This window comes from Aliiroseovarius conchicola (genome assembly GCF_041403445.1).
Classification (GTDB): Bacteria; Pseudomonadota; Alphaproteobacteria; order Rhodobacterales; family Rhodobacteraceae; genus Aliiroseovarius; species Aliiroseovarius conchicola.
Window position 1 is genome coordinate 137,248 of the sequence record NZ_JBGEHL010000007.1, and the last position, 18,060, is coordinate 155,307.

Below are 18,060 nucleotides of genomic sequence, written 5' to 3' on the forward strand. Positions count from 1 at the left end.
CCTAAATGTTAGATCAATTCGCGATGGAGGAAGCGGGGCCCTCTTTGACGGCCACAACCTGCTCCGACTTACCTCCGACGTTGCTTCCCGCCCCTAAAGCGATGTTCAAACGCACATAGTTCAGTCCAAGCTGGCGCAGGTTTTCAGCCAATGCTGTGTCCGCATCCGCGATCCGTTCTTCGGCGTTGATCAAATCCCGAATAGTCGCGCCTTCCCGCTTCAAAAGCTCCTGCGTCAGCTCCAACGCCTCGCGGTTCAAGCGAACGCGGCGCTGTGCCTCGACGACCGAACTGCGGCTGGCTTGATAGGCAGCCAGTGCATTTTCAACCTCGCTGAGCGATGTCAGAACTGTCGACCTCCAACCGCTATATTGCTGGCGTGCCACCGAATGACGCGCGGCGACCCGTGATTTGCCACTTTTCAGAGGCAGAGATGGCAAGTTCAAGGCCGGGCCAATTGAATATTCCCAACCATCGTTTGTGCCATTGGTGCCGTACCCAATCATACCGCTGAGTGACAAAGACGGATACAAATCTGCGCGTGCAATGCCGACATTTGTGACGGCTTCATAGTAACTGCGCTCGGCGATCTTCAGATCGGGGCGGTTGCGCAGAAGATCTGCAGGAACCCCAGTGCGCAGTGATTTTGCAGGGCGTGGTTGTTTGGCGTTGCCGTCAAGATTGATCCCCAAACGCGCAGGTCCAACACCGGTCAGAACAGCAATTTCATTCTTACGGCTGCGGATTGCAGCCCTAACAGCCGGAATCTGCGACTGTGTTTCGGCGACAAGTGCTTCGGTCTGCACCACATCCAATTTTGTCGCTGCACGACGATCAAACAGTTGCTTTGTCTGCGACACAGCACTGCGGCGCGACTTTAACTGTTGTTGGCGCAGGACAAGAAGACGTTGGTTATATCGAAGATCGACATAGGCATTCGACAAGCTCAGAAGAACTGTCAAACGCGCCGCATCAACCTGTGCGTCCGCCACATCGACACGCGCGGCGGCAGCTTGAATCCGCTGACGGCGCAATCCATATGGATCAAGGATCCACGCAAGGTTAAGCTGAGCCGAACCACTGTCAGTCGACCCAAGGCCTAGGGCATTTTGGGTAATACTTTGGGAATTCGTGTACGACGCCGACGGTGTCGCACTCAGATTACTTGGAATTGTGCCTTTATTGGCATTTGCCTCGATGACCTTTTCTCGGGCGATCTCTAGGTCGATATTGCCCGTCATTGCCCGTTCAACCAGGTTGTTGAAGACGGGGTCTTTGAACCCCAGCCACCAACGTTCATCTGCCAGGGGCACAGGAACTGCATGTGACGAAATACTCGAATATGATTTGGCAAATTTAAAGAATGGAAGTTTATAGGGTTCGTCTGTTGCACAACCCGAAAGCCCGATTGTGGCTGCCAACACGCATCCCAAGACTGGCGCATTGCGCCTAGTATTCTGTTTCATAATGCTACCCGTCTGCCTCGCCAGCCGTCTTTGCGACTGTTATTTTCACGGTTATTTTGAGCAAACACTGCCACAGAAGCGGGTTTTCACCAAGAAATAGTCAGGTTTCCCTTAATCTACATGCGAAGGTTGACAAAAAAACCACATAGGGAACTTGCAGGTGCTGTGCCCTACCCTTCACGGAACGCCCGTCTAAGCTGCTGCACCAAAGGCTCTGTCAGATAAGTCAGGACCGACCGCTCACCGGTTTGCAAGAAGGCCTCCACCGGCATGCCGGGGATCAATTCGACCTCTCCCAATCGTGCGATCTCGTCGTCAGGCAAGGTCAGGTCAATGCGGAAATAGCTTTCCCCTGTTTGAGGGTCTTCCACCGATGTCGGTGATATCCCCGACACCGAACCGTAAAGTTCTGGCGTGGTACGTTGGTTAAACGCCGGAAAGATCACCTTGGCGGTTTGACCGACAAACACCTGATCAATCGAGCGTGGGTCGACCTGCAATTTAAACTCCACACCGTCGGACAACGGCACAATTTGCGTGATCGTCGCCTCGGGCGCGACGACGCCACCTTCGGTCGTGGCCTGCAATTCATGCACAATCCCGTCGGTCGGCGCGAGGATATCTACACGTTCCAGCTGTTTCTCGACGGTGACAATTTGCAAGATCAGTTCTTCGCCCTCTGCCGTGGTCTCGCGCAACTCAGTGACCACTTGTTCTTTGAATTCACGGTCCGCCTGCAGAATTTCCAGCTCTGTGTCGCGGATCGAGTTATGGATGCGCGCCAGTTCAGACTGATGTTCTGCAATTTGGCCCAGCAGCGACGACTCGCGCCCCTGAAGTTCCAACAATTCACTTTCGCGGATTAGACCCTCGTTGTTCAAACCTTGAAGGTTTGCCAGTTCCTGACTGACATATTCCAACTGGTCTTGTTTGGATTTGATCAGCGCCTCCACACCCGAAATCTGATTGCCAAATTGCAGGATGCGTTCGGCCAATTGCTCTTTACGCCCGCTCAGAACTTCGGCTCGGGCGACAAAGATCTCGCGCTGTCCCTTGAAGTGTTGGTTCAGGTCGATGCCAGACAAATATGGACTGTCGATATTAAAAGTCGGTGCTGTCAGTTCCTGATACTCGGAGTCCAGCCGGGCTTCGCGTGTTACGACTTCGGCCAAGCGGTTGCGGTAAATTTCCAAGTTGATCTGCAAAAGGCTGGGATCCAAACGCAACAATACGTCACCCTTGCTGACAACATCGCCATCTCGGACCAAAATTTCGTCGACCACACCACCATCAAGGCTTTGAACCTGTTTGGGTAAGCCCCGCACAACAACCTTGCCGGGGGCAATCACTGCGCTGGTTATCTCGGTTGCGTACATCCATACGAAGCCGCCAATCAGAAGGGCCAAACTGGCCACGGCCCCTAGAAAAATGGGCAATGCCATGCCAGTTTTTACATTCCGAAGCGACTGTTTGGGCAGATTACTCATTGGGTCATACCTCGAATACAGCGCTGGGGCCCGCCGAGGGGGCAGCGGCCGGACGTTGTGGGGCTGCGTGTTGCAACACATCTTCCTTCGCGCCAAATCGGCCCAACCTGCCCTCATGCAGGATCAAGATTTTGTTGACCGCCTGAATAACACTTGGCCTGTGCGCCATGACAAGAACGGTGCATCCTTTCTTGCGCATGCCCATGACAGCGCTAGCCAACGCCTCGTCCCCTTTCGCATCAAGGTTCGAGTTCGGCTCGTCCAGCACCAACAATCGGGGTGTTCCGTAAAGCGCCCGCGCAAGACCCAGACGTTGGGTCTGTCCGCCGGAAAGGGGTTGATCCGTGGTGCCCACGAAAGTCGAGTAGCCTTCCGGCATCTTCAAGATCATGTCGTGCACGCCAGCGATGCGGGCCGCGTCGATCACGTCGTCATCCTTGGCGTCGGGATCAAATCGCGAGATATTCTCCGCAATCGTCCCCGGCAACATTTCGACCCGTTGAGGCAGGTAACCGACGTGGCGTCCCAAATCTTCGGTGCTCCACTGATTAAGCGTCGCGCCATCCAGCCGGATTTCCCCATGATCGGGTTGCCAAAGCCCAACCAGTAAGCGGGCCAGGCTGGACTTCCCCGCCGCAGAGCTGCCAACCACGCCAAGCCCATCGCCGGGTTCCAGTTCAAAACTGATACGATCCAAGATGCGGGGACGGTCGCTGACCAGTGAATTCTTGGCGGTCAGTTTGGACAGGTTAATGACCTTCAAATGCCCTTTGGGTTCGGGCAAATCAAAACCGCTTTGCGGATCCGGCAGGTATTCCATCGCCTCTTTCAAACGTCGATGTGCATCCCCTGCCCGGCCAATGGTCCGCCAGTGGCCGATGACCTGATCGACAGGCGCCAGCGCCCGCCCTGCAATGATTGAGGTCGCGATGATCATCCCCGGCGAGATTTCCTGACGCAGCGCAAGGAAAGCGCCAACGGTCAACAAGGTCGATTGCAACAGAAGTCGGAAGGATTTTGAGAACGCAGTAACAACCTCGGACCGATCACCGCCAGCTTGATTGTGCCCAAGCGTCCCTTCGTGCAATCCACGCCAGCGCGCCGTAACTTTGTCGAGCATCCCCAGCGCCAGAACAGCCTCGGCGTTGCGACGCGTGCGTTCAACGAAAGAGCGTTCGATCCCTTCACTTGTTCCGGCGTTTTGGATCGGATCGCGCGATGCCATCCGGTTAATGGCCGCCGCCAAAATCACAACGCCCGCGCCTGCGACGGTTAGCCAACCAAGCCACGGGTGAATGAAGAACACCACAGCAAGAAAAATTGGAATCCATGGCAGGTCAAACAGACCCAGAATTGCCGGGCTTGCCAAAAAAGACCGTATCATCGACAGGTCCTGCACCGGATTATAGTGTTCCTTGTTGTCAACAAAGCCCGATCGCAACCAGAACCCGAACGCATCCGCCCCTAGTTCCTGATCCAACCGATAACTAGCGCGCGACAACAGACGCGCACGCAAAAACTCATACACACCCAAGAACGCGTAGAGTACGACAACGATGATAAACAGTCCCTGCAACGTCGCGACTGAACCACTGGACAGCACGCGGTCATAGACCTGCAACATATATAGCGGTCCGGTCAGCATCAGCAGGTTGATGACGGCGCTAAAAAGGCCAACGGTAATAAAGGCACGACGAAGGCGCGACAGCTCTTTCCGATACGGATTCTTCTTGGTTCTCACAGAAAGCTGTTCTGACACATCAATCATCCCCGCGCGTGCCTGCATCTATATTGTGCCTACTGTGTTCCGATGTGGGATGTGATGCAAGAACTGAACGGCATTTGATCGCCAATTGGCGCGTACGAATGTGTCTGGGGTGTGGTAGTCAGGCCGGCGTTGCTCTGAATTAGCTTTGCGGTTCGTCGGGTCCGTGCATGACATAAGTACGGATCAAGTAGATCATCCCAATGCTAAGCAGTGCGGCTCCGGTTCCAACCGAGCTGTAAAACCACAGCGCCATCCAGAAGGAATAGCCATTGAACAAAGCAAGCACGGCGGTTCCGAGCCCAACGAGCATTCCAAGAACAAGAGCACCGATTACCATGTTCAACTCCCGTCTGACCGCTGCCTATTCAAGCACATACGGCCCACTTCATTCATATCTTCCTTCCGCAGAATCAATCATGCGGCAGATTCGTGGCACAATTAAGGCGCGAACGCCTGTAAGTCAGGGTTGTAAACGCGAACGATGCGTATCGCCGAAGGTTCGATCCACATCGCGCGCTTGGTTCCTGAGTGGTACAAGCATTAAATCACACCCTCAACCAATGCGGGAGTCCTCAAAACAGAAAATTTGAGAATAAGCGAATCCGTGCCGAGGGCAAAAACGAGCATCCTCAATAGAATAAGGGAATAAACTCGCACTCCCTATCCCAAAGGATATATGATAAACCGCCTATCGGTTGAGTCTATTGGGTTTTTTCCAGTCTGGCCCCCATCCCGATGTCACACACAGCAGTGCCGGTTCCCCGCCGAACATCACTGGGAAAGCAAGCGGCAACATGCTGACCGCTTCCCATCCCTTGTCGCCCGACGGCCTCGATCGTGTTGGCGGAAAAGAATCACCCTGAAATTCGCTTCGCTAACACCGGGAACAGAACGGCGCCTAGAAAAATGCCCAAAATCGAAAAATTATTGCGCCAAATCCCACTGAAATTGCATATCAACCCGCACCTTCACGCTGGATTCACGCACACATGACGCCCACCCCCTAGGTATGCCTTCGGTTCATCATCCTTGGGGGCGCACATGCTTGCTGCTCAATTTTTGCAAGAAACGCCAAATTTGGGTATCATTTCGAAACAATCTTGTGCGTCACGCACAAAGGTTTCCGAAGGAATGCCAATGGACGTCGAACACACAAGCCATCGCGAGCTGGACATTTACCTATTTGGCCCGCTCGCCGTACAAGATCTTGATGGCACCCCTTTCACACCAAAGAACCAGAAATCCAAAGCTGTTCTGGCCATGTTGGCCCTTGCACCGCGCGGGTCCAGATCGCGGGTCTGGCTGCGCGACAAACTCTGGAGCGACCGCGGCGAAGATCAGGCCTCTGCCAGTTTACGGCAGGCGCTTTTGGACATTCGCAAATGCTTCGGGCCCGAAAAGAAAGACATCTTAAGCGCCGACAAATACTCGGTGTCTCTGGACCTGTCGCGCATCCGCGTCGACGCAATTGAACTGATCGGGCAGGTGGAACGTGGCGAGGCATCGACACCGGTCAGCATCGACACCGTTGCAGAACACTTTCTTGAAGGTTTTGACATCTGCGACCCGGAGTTTGAAAGCTGGCTGACACTGGAACGCCAGATCTGGGAACAGCGTCTGGTCGAACACGACACCGATACAGCCGAAGCGCCCAGATCAGATGTCGCCAGCGATGTATTGGGCCTGTCGCGCGCGCCAGATCCCCTGAACGGTTCCGACCCGAAAATCAACACGCACTTGAACACGACACCAACAACACCGACTGCGCAGGACAGCAATTGGGCCATTGGCATTCAAAGCATGGTGGCCAGCGATCAACACGCCAATCTGATGATTGACAAACTGTCACGCAACCTGCGCGAAATGGGGCGCATCCCTGTGGTGCGCACGTTTGAAAACCAGCCCGTGTCGCAAATGCGCGGGGCCTTTGGACGGGTCGATGTCCCGCTTGTGCTGCGCATAGCCGAGATCAATCAGGGCCCTGTGGTGCGCTTGTCGGCCGAATTGCTGACCGGGTCGAACGGCGTGACGGTCTGGACTGCCAGTCAGGCCTTCACAGCCGAAGACTTCGCCCAACCCGCCTGCCCTGCTTTGAACGGGCTGGTTGCGCAGGCAGTGATCCAGATCGGACGCCATCTGCAAACGCAGGCCATCAATCCGCAGATGGCAGGTGCTGGACAGTTGATCGAATGCATCTACCAGATGTTCGGCCTGTCGGTGAACGAGCTCAGCACAGCCGAAGACAAACTGACTCACTTGCTGAAACAACAACCGAACGCGCAGACCTATGCGTGGATGGCCTTTGCCAAGTCGTTTCAGGTCGGCCAACGGTTCACACCCGATGCCGCCGCGCAGATATCCGAGGCGCAGTACTACGCCACGCGTGCGCTGGAGGAAGACGAGTTCGATCCGCTTGTCCTGTCGCTCGCGGCCCACATCCATTCATACTTGTTCAGCGAATTTGATATGGCCGCATCTCTGTTCGAGCGCGCGTTAAAGATCGACCCGGAACAGGCGATTGGTTGGGACCTTTATGCGACGATGAATGCCTATGCTGGCGACACGCAAAAATCGCTGGCAATGGCATCATGGGCGCAGCATTTAGGATCAAATACACCCATCAGTTACTATTTCGACACGACGAAATGTATCGCCGCCGCTTTGGCTGGCGACCATCATGCCGCCATCGAAGCCGGTGAAAAAGCACTGGTCCAACGTCCAAAATTCAACTCGATCCTGCGCTATTTGATTTCCAGCCACGCCCATCTGGGCAATGTCCAGATGGTGGAAAGCCTGCGCCAGAAGCTGGTCGAAATCGAGCCCGACTTCTCGACCGAGGTACTGCAGGGTTCGGGCTATCCAGGGCTGGCCACCGAGGGTGGGCGACAGTTCCTAATTGGGCTGCGCAAAGCTGGATTTGACAAAGACTGATTTGAAATTTTCTTGATCAATGGGGATGACATTATGAAAGACAGCACTGAAACCGCTCATGAATGCGGCTCTATTGCCGAGTTCCTGACGCTTGGCCAGATCACAGTCGGCCCGGCGGGCCTTTTGTTTGACGACACGACCGATCAACTGGCCGAGCTTTCGGTCCAGAACCGCACGGGCGCACAAGGCGCGGGCGGCGTCAGCGCCGTGCGCATGGTCTTGAACAAATCTGCTTTCAACAAGTCCGCTCTCAACAAGAACAAAAATAAGAATAAAAACAAGAACAAGAATAAAAACAAAAATAAGAACAAGCTGATGGCCCCCAGCGCCGCTGGTGGAAGCGGATCATTGATGCCAACAGACGCGCTGTTGCGATTGCACCGTTCTGGTACCGATGACCTTGGCTCACGTTTGCCAGATGAGTGGACAAATGTGATTTTGCCCCCTCCCCCCGGCCCCGATCACACGCGTCTGGAAACCGAGCTTTTGCTTGCCATGCAACGCAATACGAAAGAGCGCAAAGAGCGCATTCCGGATATCATTCAAGAAGCCACACTGGACCTAACCGCCTTCACACGACCTCTTGGTATTGATGGACTGTCCGGCTTCGAAAACACCGAGGCCTGCTTTCTGGAGCTGCTGACTGTCACCGAATATATCGGACTGTACTACAAGGGACTGTTCGGACGTCTGCGGCCCAATCAAGTTGAGCCCCGCCTGCGCCCGGTCCTTGCCAACCCGGCACACCAAGCGTTTCCGAGCAACCATTCGTTCCAGTGTCACACACTGGCTTATGCGTTCAACACGATCCTGCCTGAACACCCCGCGACGCAGGTCCTGTCTGATAATGCATTGAACGTGGCACAGAACCGCGAGTGGGCTGGGTTGCATTACCCAAGCGACACCGCTGCCGGTCGGATACTGGCCAAACGGTTTGCACCAATTTTTGCTGACGCCTTTGCTGAACGCTACCAAGCAGTTCAGCAGGAATGGATTTGATTTCGGGGGATATGAACATGAACAAGATGGACAAAAACAGCAAGGCCACCGAAGTCGCGGATGAAAGCAACTACTACTACTTGTGGCACCTGGTGGCACTTGGGGTCATTACCCCGGATGAAACCGGCAAAGGCTTTGCCGATACGCTTTGGGACAAGCTGGGGGCTAAGGAAACAGCCGATCCCTCGACAGTCGTTTTGATAGATGTTGGGTGCAGTGTGGATCATCCAAACTTGAAGGGTCGGGTGGATGCTGAGCGCTCGATTGATTTCACATGCTCGCCCTATGGATCCCGGCTGAAAGGTGACGACGAGGGTGAACAAAAGAATTTTGCCGGGCTCGACATCTCGGCCCTGAATCTTGACAGCCTGCCGGCCAAAGAAGCCGATATGTTTGGTGAAATCGTCCAGCACCTAAAGGACAGCACGGGTGAGCAACGCCCATATGGTAACGCCGAGGCGAAGTTTGCCTCGCATGGTACCGCGGTCAGCGGATTGATCGTGGGTGGGCCTGAGCATTGCTGTAATCACGAAGACAAACCCTCGACAGGGGTGATCCCTTATTTTGGGGTGGATCCCTTCTCGCACTTGATTTCGTTGCGCACGGGGTTTGACAACGATCCACTGCAATTCATCGCAGCCCTTCTTTACGCGTGGAATCAAAAGCCGGATGTGATCGTTATGCCACGCGGGCTGCCTGATCCTGTTGGCTCAATCGTTTCACCCAAAACCGACCTGAAAGCCGAACTGCAAAGCTGGGCCAGCCACGAAGCCGCAGACCTTCTGCACCGGATCGATGTGATGGATGCAACCGCTTCCGACGTAGATCCGACTGCGCCTCAACAGTCCCAAACCGGGCGGCACTTGTGGACCGTCGTGCGCGCGCTGTTCGTGGCAATCAGCAAAAATGTCCCGATTGTCTGCGCTGCAGGTAACGAAGGCGAAAGCCAACTATTGTTCCCTGCCAATCTAGCGGATCGCGAAAATGGCATCATCGCTGTAGGCGCGGTCTCGGGGCACGGCTATCGCTCGGGCTATTCCAACTATGGGGATGGCCTGACGCTTGTGGCGCCGTCGGATGATATGGAGGTTTTCAACCGCCATCAATTGCGCGAGTTGACAAAGCGGCAGGACAAGGTCGCCTATCTGATGCCAAAAGGTGCGATGTCGGTGCCGTATAGCAAGAAAGGCCTGCTTAGCACCGATATCCCCGGCCCCTTCGGCTATGATGGTGACGAGGATGGTGACGTCGACGTGCCGATGTCCAAGGCCAAAAACGGCTTCTACACTCAGTTTGGTGGAACGTCGGGTGCCTCTGCCCTAGTGGGGGGCGTTGTTGCATTGGTGCGCCGGGCTGAACGACAAACTCAAAACGGAACAGGTCCGCGTGACGGAAGCGATATGAAGCGACTGCTTCAGGAAAGCGCCCGACAGGACCTGCCATTAATGGGCGGGTCGGTGGACTTAACACCAGATGCCATGAATTCAGCCGACGAAGAGGCAGATACTCATGTCTCCTTCTTTGGCGCGGGCCTGATTGACGCGAAAGCTGCGGTTAAAGCCGTCCTTGGCTAAAGCGAATCCCTAACGATGTGTCCAACAAGATGCCGCTGGGTCACCCTCAGCGGCTTTTTGTTGCCGTATTTGCACTGAATTCACGCAAATTATTCGTTTAAACACCAATTCTAACGCAACATTCACGCCGCCCTTTCGCCGCGTTAATGCCCCTACGTCATATTATAAGTGCGTACTGAGTAGCCAATCTGACAAAGCCATTTTCATCACCTGTTCCTTTCCACCCAGGTTGGCTGCTCAGTTCGCACCAAGACTTTAACAAGACCCAAACCCTTGGATCGCGACAATACGGCCAAGAACCCGGATGAACCTTTGGGGGCCAACGACCAAGAATAATAACCGACTTCAATGCCGGAGAGACGAAGATGCACAAACTAGACCAACAACTAAAAGATCGGATGGAGAGCTTGTACGGTAATTCTCATCCTGTGTTGATTTCCTGCAATGACGACTGCACGCCGGTGATGGACCATCTGAACAAGAACGGCATCATGGTCGATGACAACCTATTTGAATTGCAAATGCTTGTGGCGGATCTGACGTCGCGCCAGATCGAGGATCTGGCCGCTCATGACGCGGTCGCCAAAATTGCACTGGACGACGACGCAAGCGTCGTTTTGTGATCTGCGAAGCCCCAGCGGGCAATGCCGGTGCCCTATGGGGTGGCTCATCGCAGAAAAAACGGGTCGGTCCCTCCCACCGGCCCGTTTTCTATTGCCCAGCTTTCTATTGGGTTTCGCTAGTCCGCGTTGAACACGAACAGCGTCTCGCCGTTGATCTTGTAGTCATTGATCAACGACCGGGCGGTATCTGACACCAACCATTCTTCCAACCGCACCGCCAAGTCCGCTTTCACATGCGGATGCTTGTCCGGATTCACCGGCAAGTAAGCATATTGGTTGAACAACACCGGATCACCGGAAAACAACAGCGCGAGATCACCTTTGTTGCCAAAGTTCAGCCAACTGGCCCGGTCCGACATGATATAGGCGTTCATACCCGATGCAGTGTTCAAAGCAGCCCCCATGCCAGCGCCCACCGCGCGATACCAATCGCCGTGCGGAGCAACCCCAGCGCCGTCCCACAAGCTTAGTTCTTTTTTGTGTGTGCCGCTGTCATCACCCCGGCTGACAAACGGCGCCTGTGCGTTTTCGATCCGCTGAAGGGCGCCCGCGGCGTCCGCGGCGTCGGCCACTTTGGCCCCATCCCCATCCGGTCCGATAAACACAAAGTCATTATACATAATCTCACGCCGATGGGTGCCGAAGCCCCCTTCCAGAAAAGCGTCCTCGGCTTTGCGAGAATGCACAAGGATGGCGTCGACATCGCCTGCCTCGCCCAGCTTGATCGCCTGCCCGGTCCCGACGACCAGAAGCTGCACGTCGATCCCTGTGTCTTCCTTGATCTGCGGTAGCAAGATGTCTGCCAGTCCCGAATTGTGGAACGAGGTTGTGACGGCCAGCTTCATCTCGTCCGCCACAGCCACGGCTGCGGTCAGAGCGGTGGCAATGATCGCAATGATCACCTGTTTCATTCGACGATATCTCCTTGAAGGAATGCGCGGGCTTGCTTGGTCTTCGGCTCGTTAAAAAACTCAGAGGCCGGAGCGTGTTCGTGGACCTTACCGTTCAGAAAAAACAAAACCTCTGTGCCAAGTCGCCGCGCTTGGCCCATGTTGTGGGTCGACATAATCAACCGCGTACCATCAGCTGCGGTACGGGTCAGAATGTCTTCGATTTCACGCGTAGCCCGCCCATCAAGCGACGCGCAGGGTTCATCCAAGAACAACAGTTCCGGCTTGGTGATCAACGCGCGTGCCAATGCCAATTTCTGCCGCTCCCCCCCCGATAGAAATGGCGCCGGGCGATCCAGCATTGCACCCAATCCAACCTTCTGTGCCGCGTCCGAGGCACGCAATCGCGCCTCGGCCCGTGGAACCCCGGCCAGCCGCAACGGGTAGACCAGATTGCCCAGAACGGATCGGCGCATCATGATCGGGGTTTGAAACACAAAGGCTTGATGCGTGCGCGCCGTTACCTCGTCACACGCCCATGTGACCGATCCGCTGCCCAACCGCGCAATCCCATGCAGCATCCGAAGAAGCGACGTTTTCCCCGCCCCGTTCGGCCCGATCACCATCGTGACCCCTTGCCCTTGCAGCTCCAGATCAACCGGCCCAACAAGAACCTTACCGCGCCGCCGGACAGAGGCGTCTTTGACAGTCAGAGGGAATAGCGTGCTCACCACCGACCCTCCTGTTCTGTACGTCCGATGATGTGGATTGCAAGGTTCACCGCGATAGCCATGGCAATCAACACGAAGCCCAGACCAAGCGCCAACCCGAAATCCCCTTTGCCGGTTTCAAGCGCGATGGCGGTGGTCAGAACACGGGTGTGGTGGTCGATATTGCCGCCTACAATCATAATCGCGCCGACTTCGCCAATGGCGCGGCCAAAGCCCGCCAGAGACGCCGTCAAAAGCGCGCGCCGTCCGTCCCATAGAAGCGCCTGAATGCGCTGAAACTGGGTCGTGTTCATGGAAATCAGCAGATCATGGTAGTCCGACCAAAGCTCTCGCAATGTTTGATGCGCGATCGAGGCGATCAGCGGCACAATGATAATCACCTGCGCGATGATCATAGCGGTTGGTGTAAACAAAAGACCAAACACCCCGAACGGCCCAGATCGGCTTAGGAACACATAGACGATCAGACCAACCACCACTGGCGGCAATCCCATCAATGCGTTCAAAACCGCAATGGTGATCCGGCGCGCGCGAAACCTGCGCACAGCCAACAAAGCCCCCAACGGCAACGCGATCAATGACGCGATCACAAGCGCGGTCAGCGTGACGCGCAGCGACAGAAGCGTGATCTCAACCAGATCAGCGTTCAGCGTCGCAAGCATCCAGAACGCCTGTGTTATACCGTCCCACAAGTCGGACATGTGGCCTCCTGCCAGGGCGGATCAGGTTGACCGGCCCGTGGGTTTCACTTGGCGTCATCTGTTGCACAGCCTGACCATATCGCAAGGTGTGAGAAAACCACTTTTCGGTACGAAAAGCGACATGCGGTCGAAAATCGCGCGTGATCGTGGGGATTAGTCGAGCAAACCCAGACGCGATTTCAACATGTCCATACCATCGGTCAGATCATCCAGCACAGCTTGATCGCGCATATGCGCCCGCAAGGTGGCGTTCAGCCCCCCTTCGGTGGATAGGCTGTCCAGAATGTCGGCAAAATCGGTATGCGGTTCCTCGATTGTCTGGCGCAGGAAGCCTGCAAAAAGCGTGGCCACATATTGCTCTGCCGCCTTGGGATCGCCGGTCATGTTAGCCAACCACGCCGCCCCTTCTCGCATCTGATCAAGCAGGGTTGCCGCCATCGAAGACGCCCCGAAATGGGCGTTCAACGCGGCCTCGCTCCGGCACGGAATGATCACGTCGCTGTCCCCGAACAAAGCACGGAGTGCCGCGTTTTCTGGATAGACCGGCATAGCCGATCCGCCCACCGCGACCGAGGGCAAGGGGATGGTGATCGCAATATCTGACGCCGGCGCGCAGAGTATCGCAAGGTCGCTGACCGAAACGTCGACCATTGCCGAAATCACGCTGTGGTCGGCTCGGAAGGGCAAGTTGACCAAAATGCCGCGCGCAACATCCGCCAGAAGGCACAGAAACACCGTTTCGCTTCCGGCGACAACTTCGTCGTTCCGCGCAACTGTCACATCGTCAAATTGGGCGGCGAGTTCGGCTGAAACCACCGCATTCCGCTCTGACACCATGATTTGGTGCCCGCGACCGGACAGCCCTTTAACCATCGCCGCCGCGATCTCTCCTGTCCCAATGAAACCAATTTTCATCCGGTCACCCCTTCGCAATTAGTTTCGCGAGATCAAGCATCCGGTGCGAAAAGCCCCATTCATTGTCATACCAGCCAAAAACCCGCAGAAGCCCACCTTCGGACACCGAGAGTTCGGGGCCAGAGATCACAAGGCTTTCGGGCCGCATTCGCAGATCGGATGACACCAACGGCTCTTCGGTCCAGCCAAGCACGCGTCCGTCGGCGGCAGCTTGCACCCGGTCTCGCGCCTCGGGCTCGGAAACTTCGGTCTTCAACCGTACAGTCAGATCAATGGCCGAGACACTGGCTGTTGGCACCCGGATCGCGCGCGCCTCGACCCGCCCGGCCATATGCGGCAACACCTCGCCCACCAGCTCATGCGCGCTGGTTGTCGTCGGCACCATCGACAATGCCGCAGCCCGCGACCGCGCAGGATTGGCACGGGGTTTGTCGACGGTTGGCTGGCTGCCGGTATAGCAATGCACCGTGGTCATGTGCCCGCCGATTACGCCCAACTCGTCATCCAACAGTTTCAAAAGCGGCGCCAAGGCGTTTGTCGTGCATGACGCGTTCGAGACAATCTTTTGCCCCGCCAGTTTCTCGTCATTCGCGCCCAGAACTATGGTCACATCCGCCTCGGATGACGGGCCAGAGATCAGGACATTCGTCGCCCCCGCCTGCAATCCACGTTCCGCCACAGCGCGTTTGCCCGCCATTCCGGTGCATTCCATCACCACGTCGACCTTCGACAGGTCCATGACGCTGATGTCTGAATGCCCATAGAATGGGATCGACGACCCGTTGATGATCAGTGCGTCTTCGCCCGTTTCAACCTGCCCCGGAAAAGGTCCAAAAACGCTGTCGTATTTGAACAGATATGCACAAGTGTCCAGGCTTTCGATATCGTTGATGAACGCAACCTCGAACGGGCCGGGATCAGCGGCCAGGATACGCAGGATCGACCGACCGATGCGGCCAAACCCGTTTAGTCCGATGCGGATTTTCTGTGCCATGGCTTCATCCTTCGCGCGCATGAGTTACCCCCACAGAAGGGGAAACGCGTTCGGGGTTCAAGGGTTAGTTCTGGATTTTTGATCAAATATTGTGCGATCAGAGTTTCCCAAGCGGCATGTGCCGGTTCACGTCCTTGTAAAGCAGGTAGCGAAACGGACCCGGACCGCCTGCATAACAAGCCTGCGGGCAGAAGGCGCGCAGCCACATGAAATCGCCGGCCTCAACCTCGACCCAGTCTTGGTTCAGGCGATAGACGGCCTTGCCCTCCAGCACATAAAGCCCGTGTTCCATCACATGGGTTTCGGCAAACGGAATGACGCCGCCGGGCTGAAACGTCACGATGTTCACATGCATGTCGTGGCGCAGATCATCGGGGGCGACAAATCGCGTCGTGGCCCAAGCGTCATCGGTATTCGGCATCGGGATCGGATCATGATCGGCTTCGTTCGTGACAAACGCGTCCGGCGCGTCGATCCCCTGCACGGGCTGATAGGCCTTGCGAATCCAGTGGAACTTAACAGGCACATCACCCGTGTTGCGCAAAGACCAGTTGGCACTTGGCGGCAGAAACGCGTAACCGCCTTCGCCCATCTGATGGGTGTCGCCGTTCAACGTAAGCTCCATCGCGCCCTCGACAACGAACAGCACGGCTTCGACGCCATCGTCAGTTTCAGGCGTATCGCTGCCGCCGCCCGGCTGAACCTCTGCAATGTACTGCGAGAACGTCTCGGCAAACCCGGACAAAGGCCGCGCCAGCACCCAGAACCGGGCATCGTTCCAATGCGGCAGGTTCGAGGTCACGATATCGCTCATCGTGCCTTTTGGGATCACCGCGTAAGCCTCGGTAAACATGGCGCGGTCGGTCAGAATTTGGGACTGCGGGGGCAATCCACCTGCGGGCGCGTAATACGAGCGTTTCGTCATCCTTGGACCTCTTGCGTGTTGAACCGCCCAATTGAACCCTGAATGGGCAGAGTGTCCAACCTTTTTGCCGATTTTTAATGACGACCGCTCACGTTTTCGTAGGTCGGATGGACGAACAGGGGGTTTCCGGTCCACATATCGAAACGAATGAACCCCGCAGGCCAGCGGGATGGGAAAGGGCCGCGTCATGTTGGACGCATATGCACGCAAATTGATTGATCCGCCGTTGAATGCGGCCGGGCGCGGCTTGGCGCGTGCGGGCATTGGGGCCAACACGGTTACACTGGCTGGATTGGCGCTTGGTCTGGCCGCTGCTGGGACCGTGGCATTCGGAGCCTTCACGTTGGCTTTGTGCCTTATTCTATTGTCACGGATCGCCGATGGGTTGGACGGCGCGGTGGCGCGTGCCTCGCAGAAAACAGATTTCGGCGGATACCTTGATATCGCCTCTGATTTTTTGTTCTACGGCGCGATCCCGTTCGGGTTTGTCCTGTACGACCCAGCCACAAACGGCATTGCTGGCGCGTTCTTACTGCTCAGCTTCTACGTGAATGGAGCCAGCTTTCTTGGCTACGCCATTCTGGCCGAGAAAAAGGGGATGGAGACGCGCGCCCAAGGCATAAAGTCGCTCTATTATTCCAACGGGTTGCTGGAAGGAACGGAAACCATCGCGTTCTTCGTCCTTCTGTGCCTTGCCCCCACCTATTTCATGCCGCTCGCTTGGGCGTTCGGCATCCTTTGTTTCGCCACTGCCATCCTACGCGTTTACGGCGCGTATCAGGCATTCGGCCAAATCACGACCGACCAACAGGAGACCCAATGAAACACCTCGCTTTTGCCGCCAGTTTGCTGGCCTCAACCTTCGTGCCGCTCGCGGCGATCTCAGACCCCGATCCCGCTAATTGGGACGCGGTCGTCGCCGAGGCCGAAGGCCAAACCGTCTATTGGAACGCATGGGGTGGCTCGCCCACCACAAATGCCTTCATCGAATGGGCCGGCGATCAGGTCAAAGACCGCTATGGCGTGACGTTGGAGCACGTAAAGCTGACCGACACAGCCGATGCTGTGACTCGTGTTCTGTCGGAAAAGCAAGCCGGTCAGGATGATGACGGCGCGATCGACATGATCTGGATTAACGGGGCCAACTTTGCTTCGATGAAAGAGGCTGGCCTGCTGTTTGGTCCCTTTGCCGAGCAACTGCCGAACTGGCAATACGTCGATGCGGACGGCAAAACCGTACGCACGGATTTCACCGTCCCGGTTGAAGGGTACGAGGCCCCGTGGGCCATGGCGCAGGTCGTGTTCATGTATGACACAGCGGACATTCCCGCCCCCTTGCCCTCGGCCGAGGCGATCTTGGAATGGACCAAGGCCAATCCGGGCCGCTTCACCTATCCGCAGCCGCCCGATTTCCTTGGCACGACATATCTGAAACAGATGCTGGTCGAGCTGTCGGACGATCCTACTGCTTTGGCGAATCCCGTGTCGGACGAGACGTATGAAACGGTCACGGCACCGCTTTGGAACTATCTCGAAGAACTCACGCCGAACCTTTGGCGCGAAGGTCGTACCTATCCACCCACCGGCACGCGTCAGATCCAGCTGATCAATGACGGAGAGCTGGACATGGCGGTTACCTTCAGCCCCGGCGCGGCCTCGACCGCCATCGCGAATTTCGAACTGCCCGATACCGTCCGTACCTTCGTTCTGGACAAGGGCACCATCGGCAACGCGTCGTTTGTGGCGATCCCGTATAACTCTGGCTCGAAAGCCGGCGCGATGGTTCTGGCCAACTTCCTGATGTCGCCCGAGGCACAAGCCAACGCGCAAGACCCCGAGGTCCTGGGCTATGGCACAGTCCTGAACATGGACGCCCTGCCGGACGAGGACCGCGCCCGCTTTGATGCGCTTGAGCTTGGCATCGCCACCCTGTCCCCCGCCGAGCTTGGCCGCGTTCAGGACGAACCGCACCCAAGCTGGATGACCCGGATTGCCGAGGACTGGCAGTCCCGTTACGGCGTCCAATAACAGACTTGCCCCGCGCATCATGTGCGGGG

General features: G+C 56.3%; 16 protein-coding genes. 6 read left to right on the forward strand and 10 right to left on the reverse strand.

Annotated features, from left to right (window positions below; all coding sequences use genetic code 11):
• Positions 1-13: 13 nt before the first annotated feature.
• The 4 genes from V6N04_RS13015 to V6N04_RS13030 form a co-directional block, all read right to left on the reverse strand.
• Positions 14-1,465, reverse strand: a complete 1,452-nt coding sequence (locus V6N04_RS13015; protein ID WP_371170618.1) for an efflux transporter outer membrane subunit — start codon at positions 1,463-1,465, stop codon at positions 14-16.
• Positions 1,466-1,635: 170 nt separating this feature from the next.
• On the reverse strand, positions 1,636-2,952 hold the full coding sequence (locus V6N04_RS13020; protein ID WP_371170619.1) for an HlyD family type I secretion periplasmic adaptor subunit: 1,317 nt from the start codon (positions 2,950-2,952) through the stop codon (positions 1,636-1,638).
• Between the two features lie 4 nt (positions 2,953-2,956).
• A complete protein-coding gene (locus V6N04_RS13025) occupies positions 2,957-4,693 on the reverse strand; it encodes a type I secretion system permease/ATPase (RefSeq protein ID WP_371170620.1) in 1,737 nt (578 codons plus the stop codon).
• Between the two features lie 166 nt (positions 4,694-4,859).
• The gene (locus tag V6N04_RS13030; protein ID WP_371170621.1) at positions 4,860-5,057 is read right to left on the reverse strand and encodes a hypothetical protein; all 198 of its coding nucleotides are present in this window, start codon (positions 5,055-5,057) and stop codon (positions 4,860-4,862) included.
• An 800-nt stretch (positions 5,058-5,857) separates the two neighbouring features.
• On the opposite strand from V6N04_RS13030, the gene V6N04_RS13035 reads away from it, so the two are divergent.
• The 4 genes from V6N04_RS13035 to V6N04_RS13050 all read left to right on the forward strand — a co-directional run bounded on the left by V6N04_RS13035 (position 5,858) and on the right by V6N04_RS13050 (position 10,847).
• Positions 5,858-7,651, forward strand: a complete 1,794-nt coding sequence (locus tag V6N04_RS13035; RefSeq protein WP_371170622.1) for an AfsR/SARP family transcriptional regulator — start codon at positions 5,858-5,860, stop codon at positions 7,649-7,651.
• A gap of 33 nt (positions 7,652-7,684) precedes the next feature.
• A complete protein-coding gene (locus V6N04_RS13040; RefSeq protein ID WP_371170623.1) occupies positions 7,685-8,650 on the forward strand; it encodes a phosphatase PAP2 family protein in 966 nt (321 codons plus the stop codon).
• Positions 8,651-8,667: 17 nt separating this feature from the next.
• Positions 8,668-10,224 (forward strand): S8 family serine peptidase, encoded by a 1,557-nt coding sequence (locus tag V6N04_RS13045; protein ID WP_371170624.1) that lies wholly within the window; start codon positions 8,668-8,670, stop codon positions 10,222-10,224.
• Between the two features lie 365 nt (positions 10,225-10,589).
• Complete coding sequence (locus V6N04_RS13050) at positions 10,590-10,847, forward strand: hypothetical protein (protein ID WP_371170625.1); 258 nt, start codon at positions 10,590-10,592, stop codon at positions 10,845-10,847.
• Positions 10,848-10,963: 116 nt separating this feature from the next.
• Here the strand turns inward: V6N04_RS13050 and V6N04_RS13055 are convergent, their stop codons facing one another.
• The 6 genes from V6N04_RS13055 to V6N04_RS13080 form a co-directional block, all read right to left on the reverse strand.
• A complete protein-coding gene (locus V6N04_RS13055) occupies positions 10,964-11,758 on the reverse strand; it encodes an ABC transporter substrate-binding protein (protein ID WP_371170626.1) in 795 nt (264 codons plus the stop codon).
• Positions 11,755-12,468: an ATP-binding cassette domain-containing protein gene (locus tag V6N04_RS13060; protein ID WP_371170627.1), complete on the reverse strand. Its 714-nt coding sequence runs from the start codon at positions 12,466-12,468 to the stop codon at positions 11,755-11,757. Before V6N04_RS13060 ends, V6N04_RS13055 begins: the two co-directional genes overlap by 4 nt.
• Positions 12,465-13,169, reverse strand: a complete 705-nt coding sequence (locus V6N04_RS13065; RefSeq protein WP_371170628.1) for an ABC transporter permease — start codon at positions 13,167-13,169, stop codon at positions 12,465-12,467. Before V6N04_RS13065 ends, V6N04_RS13060 begins: the two co-directional genes overlap by 4 nt.
• 153 nt (positions 13,170-13,322) lie before the next feature.
• On the reverse strand, positions 13,323-14,084 hold the full coding sequence (locus V6N04_RS13070) for an NAD(P)-binding domain-containing protein (protein WP_371170629.1): 762 nt from the start codon (positions 14,082-14,084) through the stop codon (positions 13,323-13,325).
• Between the two features lie 4 nt (positions 14,085-14,088).
• Positions 14,089-15,078 (reverse strand): type I glyceraldehyde-3-phosphate dehydrogenase, encoded by a 990-nt coding sequence (locus V6N04_RS13075; RefSeq protein ID WP_371170630.1) that lies wholly within the window; start codon positions 15,076-15,078, stop codon positions 14,089-14,091.
• 97 nt (positions 15,079-15,175) lie between these two features.
• The gene (locus V6N04_RS13080) at positions 15,176-16,003 is read right to left on the reverse strand and encodes a bifunctional allantoicase/(S)-ureidoglycine aminohydrolase (protein WP_371170631.1); all 828 of its coding nucleotides are present in this window, start codon (positions 16,001-16,003) and stop codon (positions 15,176-15,178) included.
• 187 nt (positions 16,004-16,190) lie between these two features.
• Here V6N04_RS13080 and V6N04_RS13085 point away from each other — a divergent pair, with 187 nt between their 5' ends.
• Together V6N04_RS13085 and V6N04_RS13090 are read left to right on the forward strand one after the other, a co-directional pair.
• On the forward strand, positions 16,191-16,826 hold the full coding sequence (locus V6N04_RS13085; protein WP_371170632.1) for a CDP-alcohol phosphatidyltransferase family protein: 636 nt from the start codon (positions 16,191-16,193) through the stop codon (positions 16,824-16,826).
• Positions 16,823-18,031: an ABC transporter substrate-binding protein gene (locus V6N04_RS13090; RefSeq protein ID WP_371170633.1), complete on the forward strand. Its 1,209-nt coding sequence runs from the start codon at positions 16,823-16,825 to the stop codon at positions 18,029-18,031. The genes V6N04_RS13085 and V6N04_RS13090 overlap by 4 nt, the downstream gene beginning before the upstream one ends.
• Positions 18,032-18,060 lie beyond the last annotated feature (29 nt).

Coding starts and splice junctions, on each gene's coding strand:
- V6N04_RS13050 (WP_371170625.1), top strand. CDS start 10,590: ATGCACAAACTAGACCAACAACTAAAAGATCGGATGGAGAGCTTGTAC.
- V6N04_RS13075 (WP_371170630.1), bottom strand. CDS start 15,078: ATGGCACAGAAAATCCGCATCGGACTAAACGGGTTTGGCCGCATCGGT.
- V6N04_RS13070 (WP_371170629.1), bottom strand. CDS start 14,084: ATGAAAATTGGTTTCATTGGGACAGGAGAGATCGCGGCGGCGATGGTT.
- V6N04_RS13015 (WP_371170618.1), bottom strand. CDS start 1,465: ATGAAACAGAATACTAGGCGCAATGCGCCAGTCTTGGGATGCGTGTTG.
- V6N04_RS13040 (WP_371170623.1), top strand. CDS start 7,685: ATGAAAGACAGCACTGAAACCGCTCATGAATGCGGCTCTATTGCCGAG.
- V6N04_RS13030 (WP_371170621.1), bottom strand. CDS start 5,057: ATGGTAATCGGTGCTCTTGTTCTTGGAATGCTCGTTGGGCTCGGAACC.
- V6N04_RS13055 (WP_371170626.1), bottom strand. CDS start 11,758: ATGAAACAGGTGATCATTGCGATCATTGCCACCGCTCTGACCGCAGCC.
- V6N04_RS13065 (WP_371170628.1), bottom strand. CDS start 13,169: ATGTCCGACTTGTGGGACGGTATAACACAGGCGTTCTGGATGCTTGCG.
- V6N04_RS13090 (WP_371170633.1), top strand. CDS start 16,823: ATGAAACACCTCGCTTTTGCCGCCAGTTTGCTGGCCTCAACCTTCGTG.
- V6N04_RS13080 (WP_371170631.1), bottom strand. CDS start 16,003: ATGACGAAACGCTCGTATTACGCGCCCGCAGGTGGATTGCCCCCGCAG.
- V6N04_RS13035 (WP_371170622.1), top strand. CDS start 5,858: ATGGACGTCGAACACACAAGCCATCGCGAGCTGGACATTTACCTATTT.
- V6N04_RS13045 (WP_371170624.1), top strand. CDS start 8,668: ATGAACAAGATGGACAAAAACAGCAAGGCCACCGAAGTCGCGGATGAA.
- V6N04_RS13085 (WP_371170632.1), top strand. CDS start 16,191: ATGTTGGACGCATATGCACGCAAATTGATTGATCCGCCGTTGAATGCG.
- V6N04_RS13020 (WP_371170619.1), bottom strand. CDS start 2,952: ATGAGTAATCTGCCCAAACAGTCGCTTCGGAATGTAAAAACTGGCATG.